Source organism: Corallococcus sp. BB11-1 (assembly GCF_026626625.1).
GTDB lineage: Bacteria > Myxococcota > Myxococcia > Myxococcales > Myxococcaceae > Corallococcus > Corallococcus soli.
In genome coordinates this window covers 231,952-249,562 of sequence record NZ_JAPNJY010000002.1, presented here as the reverse complement: position 1 = coordinate 249,562, position 17,611 = coordinate 231,952, and the positions used below count along the sequence as shown (strand labels likewise).

At 70.3% G+C, this 17,611-nt stretch carries 14 protein-coding genes; 8 read left to right on the top strand and 6 right to left on the bottom strand.

What is annotated here, in order from left to right; all coding sequences use genetic code 11:
- The first annotated feature begins 41 nt into the window (after positions 1-41).
- Positions 42-893 (top strand): tRNA (5-methylaminomethyl-2-thiouridine)(34)-methyltransferase MnmD, encoded by an 852-nt coding sequence (locus tag OV207_RS04865; protein ID WP_267553022.1) that lies wholly within the window; start codon positions 42-44, stop codon positions 891-893.
- Here OV207_RS04865 and OV207_RS04860 read toward each other — a convergent pair.
- Positions 844-1,461, bottom strand: coding sequence for a DUF2378 family protein (locus tag OV207_RS04860; RefSeq protein ID WP_193428710.1), 618 nt, complete (start codon positions 1,459-1,461; stop codon positions 844-846). The two genes, OV207_RS04865 and OV207_RS04860, sit on opposite strands and share 50 nt — an antisense overlap.
- Positions 1,462-1,803: 342 nt before the next feature.
- On the opposite strand from OV207_RS04860, the gene OV207_RS04855 reads away from it, so the two are divergent.
- Positions 1,804-4,569, top strand: a complete 2,766-nt coding sequence (locus OV207_RS04855; protein ID WP_267553021.1) for a bifunctional acetate--CoA ligase family protein/GNAT family N-acetyltransferase — start codon at positions 1,804-1,806, stop codon at positions 4,567-4,569.
- Between the two features lie 33 nt (positions 4,570-4,602).
- Here the strand turns inward: OV207_RS04855 and OV207_RS04850 are convergent, their stop codons facing one another.
- The 4 genes from OV207_RS04850 to OV207_RS04835 form a co-directional block, all read right to left on the bottom strand.
- On the bottom strand, positions 4,603-5,418 hold the full coding sequence (locus tag OV207_RS04850) for a hypothetical protein (RefSeq protein WP_267553019.1): 816 nt from the start codon (positions 5,416-5,418) through the stop codon (positions 4,603-4,605).
- A gap of 18 nt (positions 5,419-5,436) precedes the next feature.
- A complete protein-coding gene (locus tag OV207_RS04845; protein WP_267553018.1) occupies positions 5,437-6,246 on the bottom strand; it encodes a hypothetical protein in 810 nt (269 codons plus the stop codon).
- 74 nt (positions 6,247-6,320) lie between these two features.
- Positions 6,321-8,000 (bottom strand): serine/threonine-protein kinase, encoded by a 1,680-nt coding sequence (locus tag OV207_RS04840; RefSeq protein WP_267553017.1) that lies wholly within the window; start codon positions 7,998-8,000, stop codon positions 6,321-6,323.
- Between the two features lie 234 nt (positions 8,001-8,234).
- Positions 8,235-8,852: a DUF4142 domain-containing protein gene (locus OV207_RS04835; protein WP_267553011.1), complete on the bottom strand. Its 618-nt coding sequence runs from the start codon at positions 8,850-8,852 to the stop codon at positions 8,235-8,237.
- 294 nt (positions 8,853-9,146) lie between these two features.
- Between OV207_RS04835 and OV207_RS04830 the strand changes: the two genes are divergently transcribed.
- The 3 genes from OV207_RS04830 (at position 9,147) to OV207_RS04820 (ending at position 13,624) form a co-directional block, all read left to right on the top strand.
- The gene (locus OV207_RS04830) at positions 9,147-9,857 is read left to right on the top strand and encodes a DUF6310 domain-containing protein (RefSeq protein WP_267553009.1); all 711 of its coding nucleotides are present in this window, start codon (positions 9,147-9,149) and stop codon (positions 9,855-9,857) included.
- Positions 9,854-10,612 (top strand): DUF5953 family protein, encoded by a 759-nt coding sequence (locus tag OV207_RS04825; RefSeq protein WP_267553007.1) that lies wholly within the window; start codon positions 9,854-9,856, stop codon positions 10,610-10,612. The genes OV207_RS04830 and OV207_RS04825 overlap by 4 nt, the downstream gene beginning before the upstream one ends.
- Before the next feature lie 450 nt (positions 10,613-11,062).
- On the top strand, positions 11,063-13,624 hold the full coding sequence (locus tag OV207_RS04820; protein WP_267553006.1) for a DEAD/DEAH box helicase: 2,562 nt from the start codon (positions 11,063-11,065) through the stop codon (positions 13,622-13,624).
- A 15-nt stretch (positions 13,625-13,639) separates the two neighbouring features.
- Here the strand turns inward: OV207_RS04820 and OV207_RS04815 are convergent, their stop codons facing one another.
- Positions 13,640-13,924: a LysR family transcriptional regulator gene (locus OV207_RS04815; RefSeq protein WP_267553005.1), complete on the bottom strand. Its 285-nt coding sequence runs from the start codon at positions 13,922-13,924 to the stop codon at positions 13,640-13,642.
- A 100-nt stretch (positions 13,925-14,024) separates the two neighbouring features.
- On the opposite strand from OV207_RS04815, the gene map reads away from it, so the two are divergent.
- The 3 genes from map (at position 14,025) to OV207_RS04800 (ending at position 17,611) form a co-directional block, all read left to right on the top strand.
- Positions 14,025-14,807: a type I methionyl aminopeptidase gene (gene map, locus OV207_RS04810; RefSeq protein WP_267553004.1), complete on the top strand. Its 783-nt coding sequence runs from the start codon at positions 14,025-14,027 to the stop codon at positions 14,805-14,807.
- 85 nt (positions 14,808-14,892) lie between these two features.
- Complete coding sequence (gene mltG / locus OV207_RS04805) at positions 14,893-15,909, top strand: endolytic transglycosylase MltG (RefSeq protein WP_193428722.1); 1,017 nt, start codon at positions 14,893-14,895, stop codon at positions 15,907-15,909.
- A 7-nt stretch (positions 15,910-15,916) separates the two neighbouring features.
- Entirely contained in the window at positions 15,917-17,611 is a 1,695-nt protein-coding gene (locus OV207_RS04800; protein ID WP_267553003.1) for an ATP-binding protein, read from the top strand.

Below are 17,611 nucleotides of genomic sequence, written 5' to 3'. Positions count from 1 at the left end.
TTCCGCACCCGCCCCCTTCCAGGCCAGGAACCCGCGCCCCCATGTCCGAGTCCGACCCATCGAACCCGCGCGACGGCGACTTCGAGCTCGTCACCCTGCGCAACGGCCACCGCGCCGTGCGCCACCTGGGACACGGTGAGGTCATGCACCCCGCCGTGGGCCCGTGGCAGGAGGCCCTGGGCCTCTACGTGGACCAGCCCCGCCTCGCGGACCGCCTGCGCCAGCCCGGCCCGCCGCTCGTCATCCTCGACGTGGGCCTGGGCGCCGCCACCAACGCCGTCGCCGCGCTCACCCGCGCCCGCGAGCTGGGCCCGGAGCGCGCAAGGGAGCTGCACGTCGTCAGCCTGGAGGTGGACCTGGCCCCGCTGCGCCTCGCGCTCGCGGACGCCGAAGGCTTCCCCTTCCTCCAGCCCTTCCGTGCCGCCGCGGAGAGCCTCATGCGCGACGGCTCCTGGGAGGAGCCCGGCCTCCGGTGGACCCTCAAGCTGGGCGACGCCGTGCCCTTCCTGGACGGCGAGCTGCCCCTGGCCGACCTCGTCTTCTTCGACCCGTTCTCCCCCGCGTCCAACCCGGACATGTGGACCGAGTCCGTGCTGGCCCGGGTGCGCCGGCACTGCCGCGAGGACGGGGAGGGGGCCCTGCTGATGACCTACAGCGCGGCCACGCCCACCCGCGTCACCCTGCTGCTCGCCGGCTTCTTCGTGGGCGCCGGGGCGTCCACCGGCACGAAGGGGGAGACCACCGTGGCCTCGACCCGCTTCGAATCCCTCGCCGCACCCCTGGGGACCCGGTGGAGGGAGCGCTGGGAGCGCTCGTCCTCCCGGGCCCCGCACGGGGCCGAACTCACGCCTGAGGTCGAGCGTCGCCTGCGGACCCATCCTCAGTGGCGCTGAGTGCCCCCTCGGACGGCGCTTCACTCCAGCGCAGGTGAAACGTCGCGGCCGTGCCGTCGAACTCCTCCGGCAGCGCCACCACCCGCCAGCCGCCGCACAGCGCCACCGCGCGCGCCAGCAGCCCCGCCGCGAACGTCGGCTGATCCGCCAGCACGTCGTTCATCCACAGCTCCAGCGAAGTCGCGCTGCGCTCCACGATTTTGACTTCACTGAAGTTGTTGCCGGCGCGAAAGCCGAGGTCCGCGCGCAGCAGCATCCGCCGGGGGCCGGCGAGCTTGCCCACGCCCAGCAGCGCGCGACCAAAGAAGGTGCCGAAGTAGGCGTCCATGAAGCGCTCGCCCAGCGAGTAGTAAGCCGCTTCCGCGGGCACGCCGCCGTAGACGTGGCCGGCCGCGATGCGCAGGAACTCGCGCCACTGCTCCAGGGTGTAGGTGCGCTCCAGCTTCGCGTCGAGGTCCAGCCCCGCCCGCTTCAGGTGCTCCACGCACGCGGGCGTCAGGCGGTTCTCCAGCGCTCGAACGAACAACGCGTCGACGGTCTGGGCGAAGACAAGCTTCTCTGGATTCATGCGGCGCACCCTACACGAAGCCCCCCATGCGATGCTCCCCCACCTGTGCACTTGCGTTCAGTGTCGCCGCCTCCGAGTGTCAGGAAGCCGGCGTGCGCCGCACCCGTCGTGAACTCCGGGTGTTTCATGACCCCGGCTGCGCGGCACCCACGGCGCGCGCCACGAGTCCTCGCAGCCATGGGTGGGCCGGGTCTCCGTCGAACCGTTCGCGCCAGGCTGGATGAAGGAGGGGACGGAGGGGCCGGGCGATGCGCCGGCCACCTCCCTCCAACTGGTGCACGATGGGGGCCGACCGGAGATTGAACCGGAAGGTACGGCCACCCCACGCGAGAAGAGCGCACCATGGACGAGCAGCGCCCCCCCAGGCCCCCGGCACGGACGGATCCCTCCATCGATCTGCTCCACCAGCGCACGCGCCAGCCACTGGAGGTCCTCTTCTCGCCCCGCAGCGTCGCGGTGGTGGGGGCGAGCGAGCGGGCCGGCAGCGTGGGCCGCACCGTGCTGTGGAACCTCATCAGCAGCCCTTTTGGCGGCACCGTCTATCCCGTCAACCCGCAGCGCCCCAACGTGCTCGGCATCAAGGCGTGGCCGTCCCTGCGCGCCCTGCCGGAGACGGTGGACCTGGCCGTCATCGTCACGCCCGCGAAGTCCGTGCCGGCCATCATCCGCGAGTGCGCGGAGGTCGGCGTCCGGGGCGCCATCATCATCTCCGCGGGCTTCAAGGAGACGGGCCCGGAGGGCGTGAAGCTGGAGCAGGAGGTGCTGCGCATCGCGCAGGCCGGGAACGTGCGCATCATCGGGCCCAACTGCCTGGGCGTGATGCGGCCCACCACCGGCTTCAACGCCACGTTCGCCAAGGGCATGGCCCGGCCCGGCAACGTGGCCTTCATCAGCCAGTCCGGCGCGCTGCTCACCGCCATCCTCGACTGGAGCCTGCGCGAGTCCGTGGGCTTCAGCGCCTTCGTGTCCGTGGGCTCCATGCTGGACGTGGGGTGGGGCGACCTCATCGACTTCCTGGCCGATGATCCGATGACGCGCTCCATCCTGCTGTACATGGAGTCCATCGGCGACGCGCGCGCCTTCCTGTCCGCCGCGCGCGAGGTGGCTCTCACCAAGCCCATCATCGTCATCAAGGCCGGCCGCACCGCGCAGGCCGCGCAGGCCGCCGCGTCCCACACCGGCACGCTCGCCGGCAGCGACGAGGTGCTGAGCGCCGCCTTCCGCCGCGCGGGCGTGCTGCGCGTGGACTCCATCGAGGACCTGTTCCACATGGCGGAGGTGCTCGCCCGTCAGCCCCGGCCCTCCGGCCGCAGGCTCACGCTGCTCACCAACGCGGGCGGCCCCGCGGTGCTCGCCACGGACGCGCTGGTCGCGGGTGGGGGAGAGCTGGCCACGCTGTCAGACGACACGCGCGCCCAACTGGACGCGTTCCTGCCCGCGCCATGGAGCCACGGCAACCCGGTGGACATCCTGGGCGACGCGGACGGGGAGCGCTACGCGAAGGCCCTGGAGGTGACGGGCGCGGATCCCCACAGCGACGGCCTGCTCGTCATCCTCACGCCGCAGGACATGACGGAGCCCACGAAGACGGCCGACCGCCTCAAGGGCTACGCGAAGCTGCCCGGCAAGCCCGTGCTCGCCAGTTGGATGGGAGGCTCCGAGGTCGCCGCCGGCGAGCGCATCCTCAACGACGCGGGCATCCCGACCTTCGGCTACCCGGACACGGCGGCCCGCGTCTTCAATTACATGTGGCGCTACTCGGACAACATCGCGGGCCTGTACGAAACGCCCACGCTGGCGGAGGAGCCCACCGGCGGGGGCCGCGACGTGGCGCGGGCCCTGGTGGAGGAAGCCCGCGCCGCTGGCCGGGGCATCCTGTCCGAATACGAATCCAAGCGCCTGCTGGCCGCCTACGGCATCCCCACCGTGGAGACGTGGCTCGCGACCACCGAGGACGGCGCCGTGGAGAAGGCCCGCGCGCTGGGCTTCCCCGTGGTGCTCAAGCTGCACTCGCTCACGGTGACGCACAAGACGGACGTGGGCGGTGTGCGCCTGGACCTGCGGGACGAGGACAGCGTGCGTCAGGCCTTCCGCGCCATCCGCGACGCGCTGGCGGAGCGGGGGCTGGCGGACGCGTTCGACGGCGTCACCGTGCAGCCCATGGTGAAGCTGGACGGCTACGAGCTCATCCTGGGCAGCAGCCTGGACGCGCAGTTCGGGCCGGTGCTGCTCTTCGGCGCGGGGGGCACGCTGGTGGAGGTGTTCCAGGACCGGGCCCTGGGCCTGCCGCCCCTCAACACCACGCTGGCGCGGCGGATGATGGAGCGCACGCGCATCCACCACGCGCTGAAGGGCGTGCGCGGCCGGGCCCCCGTGGACCAGGGCGCGCTGGAGCGCCTGCTGGTGCGCTTCAGCCAGCTGGTGGTGGAGCAGCCCTTCATCCGCGAGCTGGACATCAACCCGCTGCTCGTCTCCGCCGAGCGCATCATCGCCCTGGACGCCCGCGTGGTGCTGCACCCGGCGGACGCCACGGCCGCGTCGCTGCCCCGGCTGGCCATTGAGCCGTATCCGCACCAGTACGCGCGGTTCTTCACGCTGAAGAACGGCGAGCAGCTCATGCTGCGCCCCATCCGCCCGGAGGACGAGCCCGCGATGACGCGCTTCCACCAGGCGCTGTCCGAACAGACGGTGTTCCTGCGCTACGCGGGCCTGATGAAGCTGAGCCAGCGCGTGGCCCATGAGCGGCTGGCGCGCATCTGCTTCAACGACTACGCGCGGGAGATGGCGCTCGTCGCGGAGCGGCGCTCCCCGGACCTGAAGGAGGGAGGGGAGATCCTGGCGGTGGGCCGGCTCACGCGCCTGAGGGGCACGAAGGACGCGGAGTTCGCCATCACCGTCAGCGACGTCGCGCAGCGCCAGGGCCTGGGGGAGGAGCTGCTCCGGCGGCTGGTGGACGTCGGTCGGGACTGGGGCCTGCAGCGGATCGTCGCGGACATCCTCACGCGCAACCGCGGCATGCAGGCCGTCAGCCGGAAGGTGGGCTTCAGCATCCTCGAGAACGAGGAGCTGGCCCCGGACATGGTCAAGGCCGTGAAGGTGATTGGCTGACCGTGCCCGGGGCCTCAAGCCCCTACAGCGGCGCTACACGTCGTCGCAGGGCGTGCCCAGCCGCGCGCCCGTGTAGACGCCCAGCTCGTTGTAGATGAAGGGCAGGTTGTCGCCCACGGGCACCGCGCGCAGCTTCTGGCGCTTGCTCTTCACCACCCAGAAGGACGGCTCCTCGCGGTCCACCACGAGGCGCAGGTCGCCGCCCTGGGTGGAGAAGATCTCGCCCTGCGAGTCGGTGACGACGTTGAGCATCTTCTGCGGCTTCACCTGGCCGCGCTGGCCCGTGAAGATGCGGAAGGACTTGTTGTCCGCGCCGATGCCGCGCTCCACCAGGTAGTACGTGCCCTTGTCATCCCGCAGCAGTGCGTACGGCTGGAACTTCATCAGGCTGGGCGCGAAGGTGGACTTGCGCAGCAGCTCCTTCGCCTTGTCCGCCTCCAGCGGCTGCTGGGGCAGGGCGCGGTCGCCGCAGCTGAGCGTGCACGTCTTCGCGTCCTCGCTGAGCTCCAGCCGCGAAATCACGCGGTAGTCCACGCCGCGGAAGTTCGGGTTGGACTTGGGGTTGAAGAAGCGGGGCTCGAAGAAGTCCGCCTGCGTCGCGCTGTTGCTGCTGACGTTGGGCACCTGCACGAAGGACTTGCCGTCGCCGTAGAACAGCTGGCCGTCCGCTTCCGGCGTGGTGGGGACAAGGACGGTGTAGTGCCCCTTGCCGTCCGTGCACACGCGGGTGGACTCCAGGACCATGCGGTCCTTGAGCCGCTTCTCCTGCGCCCAGGGCGGATCCATTGCGAGCGCGGCTTGCGGGGCCATGACGAACCCCAGGGCGATGACCATGTGTCGAAGTGACATGTTGTTCTGGGCTCCGGCCTAGAGGTTGTCGGTGAAGTAGGTGGTGGTCGCTTCGGCCTGGATGAGGTCGCCGTCCGTCACGGACCAGATGACCTTCTGGGCTTCCAGCGTCACCGCCGCCTTGGCGTCCACGCGGCACTCCACCGTCTGGACCTTCTGCTGGACGGTGCGCTTCGCCTCCTCCGAGCGGCTGCACAGCTGCTGCAGCGACTCCAGGGGGCCCGCGCAGTAGCTGGGGATGGACAGCTTGTTGAGGATGGGATCCGGGATGGTGTCCCACGCGATGGTGGTGGCCATCTTGGAACCGCACGCCTTGTTCGCCTCGGCCAGCTTCTCCCCCAGCTCCTTCTCCGCCTGGTCCGTCCAGAACTTGCGATCAAAGTCGAGGAAGGGCTTGAGGTCGCCGTCCTCCTCCGCCTCCTCGTAGCGCGCGAAGACCTTCTCCACCTTCAGCGCGGCGGTGCGGCCCGTGTCCGGCTTCAGGTGCGTGTAGCCGGAGGCGCCCGCAGGGCTGAGGATGAGGTCCTCGAAGCCGCCCCGGTCGTGCACCGTGACGAAGCGCTGGGTGCGGCCGCGCCACTTCGTCCAGTACCCGGTGCCGCGGTCCCGATCCACGCTCGCGATGACGACCTTGCCGTCCAGCTCGCTCTTCGTGCCGTTGAACTCCACCAACGCCTTCTTCGAGTCGTGCGGCTCCAGCGGGATGATGGTGACCTGCTCACCGGCCTCGTTGGAGTACACCTTGCCCGTCGCGGGCTTCATGCCCGCCACGGCGCTGTCGAGCCGCACGCCCCGGGCACAGCCCAGGGACAGGGCCACGACGCTCACTGCCAGTAGAACTCTCACAGGAACTCCTTGAATGGGGGCGCGCTTGCGTAGCGCTCCGCGCGCCAGGGACGACCTCAGAGGTCGATATCGTGCTTCTGACAGTATTGTCGGACCTTGGGACGCTCCGTTGCGGGCACCCGGGTCCAATTGGCCTTCGTATTCGCCAGATCGCCCTGCTTGCAGTACACGCGGGTGAGCAGCGAGTACGACGCGCCGGTGACCTTCGTGCGCTGGCTGCGGCGGATGTGAAGCAGGGCCTCTTCCAGATGGCCCGCGTCCAGCGCCCCCTGCGCCGCCGCCAGGTCCTCGCGGACGTTGTCGGGCAGCTTCTCCGCGGACTGCGATGGCGCGGTCGACGGGTTCCGCGCCACCTTCGGCTTGACGTCGGTGGATGGCTCCCCGTCCGGCTTCTTGTCGGAGGACGGGTCGGCGTCCGGCGTGGGCGTCGTCGTCGTGGTCTCGGTGGGCGTCACCGGCTTCTTCTGCTCCGGGGTCGGCGTCGGGACGTCGACGGGCGGCGCGACGACCACCGCGGGCGGCGGGGTGACCACCGCGACCTGCTGGGGCGTCGTGCCCGCGCCGCGCCAGAAGAACGCGACGGTGAAGGCCGCGATGACCACGACGCCCACGGCCACGCCCACCTGCCATCCGGGGCGGGCGCGGGGGACGGGCCGCGCGTCCAGCGACTCCGTCCGGGGGCCCGACGCGTCGACGGACGCCGGCCCGGCGGCGTCCTGCCCGGCGTGGGGGCGCATGCCCACGGTGGGGACGTGCTCCTCGGACGGCAGGGAGGGCAGCCGGGGGATGGACGCGGGGGGCTGCGTCGTCGGGCGCGAGGGCTTCGACTCGGGCAGCGTCTGAAGCGGGCTGCCCGTCAGGTCCAGGATGAACGAGCCCACGTCCGGATACCGGTCCGCCGGCTGCTTGGCCATCGCGCGCTGGATGGCCGCCACCACGTGCGGGGGCGTGCCCGGCGCCAGCGACAGCAGGGGCGCGGGCTCCAGGTGGACGATCTGGTAGATGAGCTCCGCGATGTTGTCGCCGGAGTAGGGCGGCTGGCCGGCGATCATCTCGTAGACCATGCAGCCGAACGAGAAGAGGTCCGTCCTCGCGTCCACGTTGCTGTTGTGGCCCATGGCCTGCTCGGGCGCCATGTACTGCGGCGTCCCCATCAGCACCGAGTCCAGCGTCTGCACCGTGCGCGAGTCGATGAGCTTGGAGATGCCGAAATCGAGCAGCTTCACGCGCTCGCTCACCACGCCCCCCGCCTCCGTGGGGACCAGGAACACGTTGCCCGGCTTCAGGTCGCGGTGCACCACGCCCGCGCGGTGCGCCGCCTGGAGCGCCGCGCCCATCTGCCGGGAGATGGAGAAGACCTCCGCCAGGGGCAGCTGCTTCTGCTTGCGCAGCCGGCGCGACAGCCCTTCGCCGCGCAGGTACTCCATCACCATGAAGGGCGTGCCGTCCTCCAGGGTGTCGAAGTCCAGCACCTCCACGATGTTCGGGTGGCCCAGCCGCGAGGCGATCTCCGCCTCGCGCCGGAAGCGCACCGCCACCTCCGGCGACAGCGACTCGGCGCCGTGCAGCACCTTGATGGCCACCTGCTTGCCCGGCAGCCGCAGGTGGCGGGCGAGGAAGACCGCCCCCATCCCGCCCTTGCCCAGGACGGTGCCAATCTCATAGGTGGCGTTCAGGATCCGTCCCGTGGTGAGGGGCTCGGACTGGACGGAGGTGGGTTCGGTCGGCTTTTGCATCGGCGGTTCTTTTTCCTACTAAACCGGGCCGACATGATTGGAAAGCACCTGGGTCGGATCCTCCCCAGCAGGTCGGGGGCGTACCTCCGGATTCGCAAGTTCTGAGAGGACAAGCCGCTTTTTCCCGGGCGGCGCCACGAACGGGGGCCGCTCGGAGGCGCGGGGCCTCACGAACGCCACGAGCCCCCTGGTGGCTCCAGGAGGCTCGTGGCGCGAACAGCGGGCCGCCCGGTCCTACGGGGGGGGCATGGGCAGCAGCCGCATCTGGAGGGCCTCTGCTTCCTGGATGTGGAGCTGGACCTGCTGCCGCTGGGTCTGGAGCTCCTGGGCCATGGCCGGCAGGGTGACCTGGGGCGTCAGGAGGCTGTCGCCGATGAAGGCGGTGCGCGCGTGCGCGTTGAGCTGTGCGCTCATCAGCGCCAGGTCGAACGCGGCGCCCTGGGGTGCTTCGGGCCCCTGGAGGATCTCCATCACCTGCTGGACCTCCGCCTGCAACTGGAGGCTCAGCGGGGTGTCCTCGGGGGTGATGCCCTGGCTTTGCAGGAACGCATCCAGCCGCTGCCGCGCGGCGGTGTGCTCGGTGACCATGGCGGTGTTGAAGTCGCGCACGGCGGGATCGGTGGCGAGCGGCGCGCCGAAGCCGCCGAGCATCACCTCTCCTTCATTCGCCACCTGCAGCACGCGGGCGATCTGCGCGTCGGTGAGCGTCAGCACCGTGCCGGCGTCCGCGACGGTCTGGAGTCCGGGCGGAGGATTGGTGTCCTTGTCATCGGCGTCGGCGCCGCACGCTGAGCCACCCAGCACCATCGCCCCCGCCAGTACCGCACCCAGCCAATATCCTGCCAATCGCATGCACGACCTCCTTCTGGGGATTGAGCACGCAGGGTGGGGACCTCCTCGTGGAGCGGCCATCAGCGGCTCAGCCGATGCCACTGTGGAGCAGTCCACAGGCCGCCCCACGCAGCGCGCCCGCCCCGGGGCCGGCCGTCAGGTCGCCTGCCGCCAGCGAAGCGGTTCCGGGACGCGCGATTTTCCCGGCGACCCGGGGCACCAACCCCTAGAGTCATCCTTGAGGAGCGACCAAGCCGACACCCGCGCCCCGCTCGTCGCCCTGCTGCCCATGAGCCAAACCCTGGCAAGCTCGGAATGAACTTCCGAACTTGCAGCGCACTCCGCCAGGCCGTTGTCGTTGCCGTCGCCGCAGTTGGGTGTGCGACCTCTCAGGAGGTGCCTGAGACCTACGCTTGGGCGCCTGTGCGCCCGCCCGCAGTGCCCGGCACGGGCCTCCCCACCCGCGGGCAGCCAGGGCAGGCTCCCCCCCAGCCCCTGCCACGAAGCCCGCACAAGCGCATGTTGCCGCCCACCCGGGAGCCGGGCCTATGGGCCGGAGACGCGCCTCGGGCCTCGCAGGAACCGGAGGCGAACTCCACACCGGAGAGGTCCCAATCGAACAGGAGCGACCCGCCTGTCCCGGTGACGGCGGAGCGCCGTTTGGAGTGCGACCCCATACCGGTGCCGCACGCGGGCGAGGATGCCTCGCATGACGCGTGCGCCGACACGTTTCCGCCCAACCGTTACCCCGGAATGGATGTGCGCGTGGGCGGTGTGCGCTTTGATGCGCTGCAAGTCGGCGTGCGCGTGCTGTGGGAGATCAAGACCCACCGATTTGACACATACAATGCCTTCCTCCGGGAGCGAACGATCCTGGAGCAAGTGCCGTTGCTGAAGGAAGAGCGGGACATCGCGGAGGCATGTGGCTATGGATTCGTTGTCAGGGTGAGCACCCAGGCGCACAAAGACGCGTTGCTCGACGAGGATATATCCCTCCATGTTGTCGTCACGGGGTGTAAGCGATGACAAGGCAGAGAACCCTCATTCATATCGTCTTCGCGCCTGCGCTTGTGGGCGACGACGGTCGCACGCTCGCGGTCGTCCACGGAATCGAACGGGCGCTCTCTGGTGTGCGTTTGGAGTGGGAGCTGTCTAAGGAGGGGCGGCCCATCGCGTTGCCGCGACGCGATGGGTGGCTCGCTGAAGCGGCGGTGCGCGGGGAGTTCCCGTTGCTGTGCAACGGCGACGAGAATTACCCGGTGACGGTTCATGGGTCGCGGACATCCGGGCGCCAGGCGCCGGGCGGCCAGCCGTTGCTCGATGTCCACGCAAAGCTGCCGTTGGATGCGGTCGGCATCGCAGCGGCGGCGGAGATGCTGGAAGGCGTGGCGGAAGGCGCACGCGCGTTCTGGGGGCGCGTGTTGCCGGAGGGAGTGGCGCCGGAGGTGGCGAAACAGTTTCGCCATTCGATGGAGCAGCCGCATGTTCCGCCGCGGGGACTCCCTGCGCTCAACCTTCCCAAGCACCTCCGCTCGCCTGAGATCCCCCATTACCTCGGGTGGCTGAACTACTGGTCGGCAGCCACCGCACAGAGCCTCGGGTTCCCGGACCCTGCCCGCGATGCGGACCTGCTCTCTCGGGCGCGGCGCACGGCCACGGGCGGGTGGGTGGTTCGGCTCACGGAGACGCCGCTGGATCTCGACAACCCCGCGCACCTTGAGGCGCTCGTGCGGGCGTACGAGCGTTTCCCGGAAATTGGCGGGCGCGTGACTCCGGGCTGATCTGGAGCTGTTCGACGGGGCCCGCCCGGACAGCAGCAGCTCCAGCCCTTGCTGGCGCTGTAGAAGGCCAAGGCACCCGCGCTCTTGCGCAGGAAGCGGTGGAAGTCTTCCGCCGACGCGGCCAGGAGCAGCGAGCAGGTGCCCTGGCCAGAAAGAGGGGCCCGTGAGTCCCCGCCGCGTGGGTTGAAGGCCGCAGGGCCCGCCTGGCTGGAGCTTCGCTGGAGGTGACGGAAGTACTCTGCCTGTCACCAGAGCAGGCCGGGAGGGTGCGCTGGCTGCGCCCGGCGGCGATTGAACCCCAACCGGGAGGGCCGCATCGCCCTGGGACTGTACGTCGCCCGGTGAGCGCGGCCCTGGACACCAGGGCGGTTGTCGCGTTCGAACAACTTGAATCCACCAGCGCGCGATTTTTCACGGTGGCCCCCGCGCCAACCCCTAGAGTCATCCTTGATGAGTGCCCAAGCCGACACCCGCGCCCCGCTCGCCGCCCTGCTGCCGAAGCCCGGCGAGCCTCCTCTCGACGCCGATGAGATCCTCAACCGCTTCGTCGGCTACGTTGCCACCAACGGGCTGAGCCTGTACTCCGCCCAGGAGGAGGCCATCCTGGAGCTGCTGAGCGACAAGCACCTGTTCCTCAAGACGCCCACGGGCTCCGGCAAGTCGCTGGTGGCCATGGCGCTGCACTTCAAGGCCATGGCCGAGGGCAAGGTGTCGTTCTACACGTGCCCCATCAAGGCGCTGGTGAACGAGAAGTTCTTCCAGCTCTCCAAGGCCTTCGGCCCGGAGAACGTGGGCATGCTCACGGGCGACGCGAGCATCAACCGCGAGGCGCCCATCCTCTGCTGCACGGCGGAGATCCTCGCGAACCTGGCGCTGCGCGACGCGTCCGCGCGCGTGGACGCGGTGGTGATGGACGAGTTCCACTACTACTCCGACAAGGAGCGCGGCACGGCCTGGCAGATTCCGCTGCTGGCGCTGCCCAAGACGCAGTTCCTGCTGATGTCCGCGACGCTGGGGGACACGCACATCATCGAGCAGAGCCTGGAGCAGCTCACCGGCCGCGAGGTGGCCACGGTGCGAAGCTCCGAGCGCCCCGTGCCGCTGGACTTCGACTACCGCGAGGCGGCGCTGCACGAGACCATCCAGGACCTCATCGCGCGCGGGAAGTACCCCATCTACCTGGTGAACTTCACGCAGCGCGCCGCCGCCGAGCAGGCGCAAAATCTGATGTCGGTGGACTTCAACACCAAGGAGGAGAAGGAGGAGCTGCGGCAGGCGCTGATGGACGCGCCCTTCGACACGCCCTACGGCAAGGACTTCCAGCGCTACCTGCGCCACGGCATCGGCATGCACCACGCGGGCCTGCTGCCCAAGTACCGGCTGCTGGTGGAGAAGCTGGCGCAGCAGGGCCTGCTCAAGGTCATCAGCGGCACGGACACGCTGGGCGTGGGCGTGAACATCCCCATCCGCACGGTGCTCTTCACGCAGTTGTTCAAGTTCAACGGCGAGAAGCTGACGACGCTGAGCGTGCGCGACTTCAAGCAGATCTCCGGCCGCGCGGGCCGCAAGGGCTACGACACCGAAGGCAGCGTGGTGGCGCAGGCGCCCGAGTACGTCGTGGAGAACATCAAGCAGGCGGCCAAGGAGGCCGCGGGCAAGAAGAAGACGCCCAAGGCGAAGCCGCCGCAGAAGGGCTTCGTGCAGTACGACCGGAGCACCTTCGAGCGGCTCCAGAACGGCATGCCGGAGCCGCTGGAGTCCCGCTTCGAGGTGAGCCACGGCCTCCTGCTCAACCTGCTCCAGAGCGACAAGACGGAGGGCAGCGGCGGCTACAAGCGGCTGGTGCAGTTGGTGCGCCGCTCGCACAGCTCCGAGTACACGAAGAAGAAGCTCCTGAAGGACGCGGCGATGTACTTCCGCACGCTGCGCGAGGCGGGCATCGTGCAGGTGGTGCAGTGGGAGGGCCGCTCCTCCACGGTGGAGGTGGCGGGCGAGCTGCAACGCGACTTCAGCCTCAACCACACGCTGTCGCTGTACCTGCATGAGACGCTGGAGCTGTTGGACCCCGCGGTGGAGACGTACGCGCTGGACGTCGTCACGCTGGTGGAGTCCATCCTGGAGAACCCGGACGTGGTGCTGTACGCGCAGCTGCACCAGCTCAAGGGCGAGAAGATCCAGGAGATGAAGGCGCAGGGCATGGAGTACGACGACCGGATGGAGGAGCTGGAGAAGCTGGAGTGGCCCAAGCCCAACCGCGACTTCGTCTACGGCACCTTCAACGCCTTCGCGCGCAAGCACCCGTGGGTGGGCGAGGAGAACATCCGGCCCAAGGCCATCGTGCGCGACATGTTCGAGCGCTTCATGTCCTTCCACGACTACGTGCGCGAGTACGGCCTGCAGCGCAGCGAGGGCGTGCTGCTGCGCTACGTGGGGGACGTCTACAAGTCGCTGGCGCAGACGGTGCCGGAGAAGTTCCGCAACGAGGAGGTGGACGACATCATCGACCACCTCCGCGCGACGCTGCGTCAGGTGGACTCCAGCCTCCTGGACGAGTGGGAGCGGATGAAGAACCCGGGCGCGCCGCTGGAGGCGAAGCCGGTGGTGGACCTGAAGCCCAAGGAGCTCACCGAGGACCCGAAGGCCTTCGCCGCGCGCGTGCGCGAGGAGCTGCACCGGCTGCTGCGCGCCCTGGGCCAGCGCCGCTTCCTGGACGCGCTGGGCATGCTGGACAACGCCCTGGGCGAATGGACCGCGCCCAAGCTGGAGCAGGCGATGGCGCCGTACTTCGAGGAGCACAAGCTGGTGGTGCTCACGCCCCAGGCGCGCAAGCCGGCGAACACCCAGCTCAAGGAGGCCGGCACCCGGCAGTGGGAGGCCCAGCAGCGCATCATGGACCCGGAGGGCCACGGGGACTGGGTCATCGACTGTGAGATCGACCTGCGCGGCCGCCGCATGGACGACGGCCCCATCCTGATGCTGCGCCGCATTGGCGGCATGAGCGCGTGGACATGAGGCCCTGACGGACGCTCAGCGCGGGGGCGGCCTGGAGTCCCGGGCCGCCGCGCGCACGGTGTCCGCCGCCGCGTCCACCTCCGCGAGGATGCGGCGCGCGTGGTGGAGCAGGGCCTCTCCGGTGGGCAGCAGCCGCATGCCCCGGGGGATGCGCTCGAACAGGGGCGTGCCCAGCTCATCCTCCAGCGCGAGGATGTGACGGCTGAGCGGCGGCTGGGTGAGGTGGAGCCGGAGCGCGGCCCGGCCCACGTGGCCCTCTTCCGCCACCGCGACGAAGGACTGGAGGTGCGTGATGCTCACGCGCCCCAGGCTAGCGCGGGATGGGCGCCGGGTGCACCCGGCCGGACGATGCCAGAACAGCATTGGACGCTCCGAAGGGGCGGGTGCCACCTTGCCTGCCATGGGCATTCCACTCTTCAAGGGCACCGAGGTTGAACGGCTGCGCCTCGCGGGACTCGCGGCGGCCGGCACGCTGGCGCACGTCGCCGGGAAGCTGACGCCGGGCGTGACGACGGCGGACATCGACGCTTGGGTGCGCGAGGACACGGCGCGCCGGGGCGGCACCCCCAGCCAGCTTGGCTACAAGGGGTTTCCCGCCACGGTGTGCACCAGCCGCAACCAGGTGGTGTGCCATGGCATCCCGCGCCGGGACGAACTCTTGAAATCCGGCGACATCGTCAACGTGGACGTGACGACGTGCCTGGATGGCTTCCACGGCGACACGTCCGCCACGTTCCTCATTGGAGACGTGTCCTCCGACGCGAAGCACGTCGTGGACGTGGCGCGGCGGTGCCGGGACGCGGGCGTGGCGGTGGTGCGGCACGGCGCGCGGCTGGGGGACATTGGCGCGGCGGTGATGGCGCTGGCGAAGGCGGAGGGGTGCAGCGTGGTGGAGGAGTTCGGGGGGCACGGCATCGGCCGGCAGATGCACGGCCCCCCGCACGTGTCCCACGTCGGGAAGGCCGGCACGGGCATCACGCTGCGCTCGGGGATGGTGCTCACCATCGAGCCCATGGTGAACCTGGGCCGCCCGGACATCCGGATGATGCCGGACGGGTGGACGGTGGTGACGGCGGACGGCAGCCTGTCCGCCCAGTTCGAACACACGGTGCTCGTCACCCGGGACGGCTGCGAGGTGCTGACGCCGGGCGAGCTGGAGCTCCACGTCCCTGGCGGGTGTTGAGAAGGGGGCGCTTGCGTTTGCCTGCCCGGTCGCGGTTCGGGCGGTTCTCATTGGCAGCGTCGGGGCCGGTGATAATTTGCCGCCCATGAAGAAGATCCTGGTCGCGCTCCTCGTGCTCATCGTCCTGGCGGTCGCGGGCGTGGGCGGGGCGTTCTGGTACATGCAGAAGGCCGTCACGACGCCCCACGCCTCGGCGGAGGCCACCCCGAAGGAGTTCGTGGTGAAGAAGGGCGCGTCGGCGCGCTCGCTGGGCCAGCAGCTGGAAGCCCAGGGTTTCCTCGACGACGCCCGCGTCTGGCGCTTCCACCTGTGGCGCAAAGGCAGCCTCAACGTGAAGGCGGGCCGCTTCATGCTGAGCCCCACCGCGTCGGTGGAGCAGCTGGCCACCGCGCTGGAAGGCGCCCCGCTGCCGGAGGACGTGCCCTTCGTGATGATCGAGGGCTGGCGCCTGCGCGACACCGACCAGGTGCTCGCCGCGCAGGGGCTCATCAAGCCGGGGGAGTACATCGCCGCGGCCAGCCGCCCGGAGCGCTTCACCGCGCCGTTCCCGCTGCCCACGCGCGGGCTGGAGGGCTACCTGTACCCGGAGACCTACGGCATCGTCGTGGAGGGCTTCCGCGTGGAGGCCTTCATCCAGCGGCAGCTGGACACCTTCCGCGCCCGCTTCTACGACGCGCACCGGGAGGAGATCGCCAAGAGCGGCCGGTCGCTGCACGACATCATCGTGATGGCCTCCATGCTGGAGCGCGAGGAGCCCATGCCCTCGCAGCGCGCGCTGGTCGCCGGCATCCTCTGGAAGCGCGTGGACAAGGGCTTCGCCCTGGGCGTGGACGCGACGAGCCGCTACGAGCTGGCGGAGTGGAATGATCGCAAGGCGTTCCTCAAGAAGCTGCGCGACAAGTCCGACCCGTGGAACTCGCGCTCCCGCCTGGGCCTGCCGCCGGGCCCCATTGGCGCGCCGACGGTGGACTCGCTCGTCGCCGCGCTGCGGCCGGTGAAGAGCGACTTCTGGTACTACCTGCACGACGCGCAGAAGATCCTGCGCCCCTCGCGCAACGCGCAGGAACACGAAGCGCTCCGGGCCAAGTACAACGTGTACTGAGCCCGCGATGACCTCCGCCCCTCCGGATTCGCATCCTCCCGCCGCCCCACCATCCACCGACGTGGAGGCCCTGCGGCGGGAGGTGGCCACGCTGCGCGAGGAGTCCTCGCGGCTGCGGCGGATGCTCGACACGGCGGCGCGGATCGCCTGGTCGCATGATGTCCGCGCGGGCGGGGGCGAGCCGGTGGCGCCGGCCTGGCAGGCCTTCACCGGGCAGTCCCTGGAGGCGTTCGGGAACCAGGGCTGGCTCACGGTCCTGCACCCGGACGACCGCGCGGGGGCGCTCGCGTCCTGGGCGGACGCCGTCGCCGCGAAGCGGTCCTTCTCCACGCGCTACCGCGTGCGCCGCGCGGATGGCGTCTACGTGTGGATGCTCGCGAAGGGCACGCCGGTGCTGGGGCCGGACGGCGAGGTGCAGGAGTGGGTGGGCACCTGTTCGGACATCCAGGACCAGTGCCTCCGCGAGGAGCGGGCCGCGTTCCTGGCCCGGGCCGGGGAGCTGTTCTCGTCGTCGCTGGACGCGGCCGCCACGCTGGCGACGCTCGCGAACCTGTCGGTGCCGGCGCACGCGGACTGGTGCCTCGTGGACCTGCTGCACGAGGACGGCCACTTCGAGCGCTCCCAGGTGGTGACGGCGGATCCCGCCCAGCTGCCGCTCGCGAATACCGTGCGGGGCCTGTCGCCCGTTCCTCGCGACCAGCCCGTCTATCCGCCCTCGGTGGCGCTGACGACGGGCCGCTCCACCCTGGTGCCGGAGGTCACGGCGCCGCTGCTGGAGGCGGTGGCGCAGGACGCGAACCACCTGGCGACGATGCACCAGGTGGGCATGCGCTCGCTGCTCACGGTGCCGCTGATGGCCCGGGGCCACATCCTGGGCGCGCTGACGTTCATCCTCACCAGGTCCGGTCGCCACTATGGCGACGAGGACCTCCAGTTCGCGCAGGAGCTGGCGAACCTGGCGGCCCTGGCCGTGGACAACGCGCGGCTGCTCCAGGGCGCGCGCGACGCCATCCGCCTGCGGGACGAATTCCTGTCCGTCGCCAGCCACGAGCTGAAGACGCCGCTGACGCCGCTCAGCCTGAAGCTCCAGGTGCTCTCGCGCGCGGTGAGGGCGCACCCGGACTCGCCGCTGGCGCCGGTGATTGAAGCCCACGTGGAGACGGGCCACCGGCAGGTGCGCCGGCTGACGGAGCTGATGAACGACCTGCTGGACGTGTCCCGCATCAGCGCCGGCACCTTCCGGTTGCAGCGCGAGGCCATGGACGTCGCCGCCCTGGTGCGCGAAGTGTCCGCGCGGTTCGCGCCGCGCTTCGCCCTGGAGCACTGTCCCTTCACGGTGGAGGCCCCGGAGTCGGTGCCGGGCTGCTTCGACAGGCCTCGGCTGGCCCAGGTGTTGGATCACCTCCTGGACAACGCCCTCAAGTACGGGGCGGGCACCCCGGTGTCCCTGACGCTCACGACGGACGGCGCGGCGGCGCGGATCCGCGTGCGCGACGGGGGCATCGGCATCGCGCCCGAGCAGCGCTCGCGCCTCTTCGAGCGCTACGGCCGCGCGGTGTCCGAGCGCCACTACGGCGGCCTGGGCCTGGGCCTCTACCTCACCCGCACCATCGTGGAGGCCGAGGGCGGCCGGGTGTCCCTGGAGAGCAGGCCCGGCGAGGGCGCGGAGTTCGAGGTGATGCTGCCGCTCCAGCAGGCCTGA

Coding starts and splice junctions, on each gene's coding strand:
- OV207_RS04865 (WP_267553022.1), top strand. CDS start 42: ATGTCCGAGTCCGACCCATCGAACCCGCGCGACGGCGACTTCGAGCTC.
- OV207_RS04860 (WP_193428710.1), bottom strand. CDS start 1,461: ATGAATCCAGAGAAGCTTGTCTTCGCCCAGACCGTCGACGCGTTGTTC.
- OV207_RS04855 (WP_267553021.1), top strand. CDS start 1,804: ATGGACGAGCAGCGCCCCCCCAGGCCCCCGGCACGGACGGATCCCTCC.
- OV207_RS04850 (WP_267553019.1), bottom strand. CDS start 5,418: ATGTCACTTCGACACATGGTCATCGCCCTGGGGTTCGTCATGGCCCCG.
- OV207_RS04840 (WP_267553017.1), bottom strand. CDS start 8,000: ATGCAAAAGCCGACCGAACCCACCTCCGTCCAGTCCGAGCCCCTCACC.
- OV207_RS04835 (WP_267553011.1), bottom strand. CDS start 8,852: ATGCGATTGGCAGGATATTGGCTGGGTGCGGTACTGGCGGGGGCGATG.
- OV207_RS04830 (WP_267553009.1), top strand. CDS start 9,147: ATGAACTTCCGAACTTGCAGCGCACTCCGCCAGGCCGTTGTCGTTGCC.
- OV207_RS04825 (WP_267553007.1), top strand. CDS start 9,854: ATGACAAGGCAGAGAACCCTCATTCATATCGTCTTCGCGCCTGCGCTT.
- OV207_RS04820 (WP_267553006.1), top strand. CDS start 11,063: ATGAGTGCCCAAGCCGACACCCGCGCCCCGCTCGCCGCCCTGCTGCCG.
- map (WP_267553004.1), top strand. CDS start 14,025: ATGGGCATTCCACTCTTCAAGGGCACCGAGGTTGAACGGCTGCGCCTC.
- mltG (WP_193428722.1), top strand. CDS start 14,893: ATGAAGAAGATCCTGGTCGCGCTCCTCGTGCTCATCGTCCTGGCGGTC.
- OV207_RS04800 (WP_267553003.1), top strand. CDS start 15,917: ATGACCTCCGCCCCTCCGGATTCGCATCCTCCCGCCGCCCCACCATCC.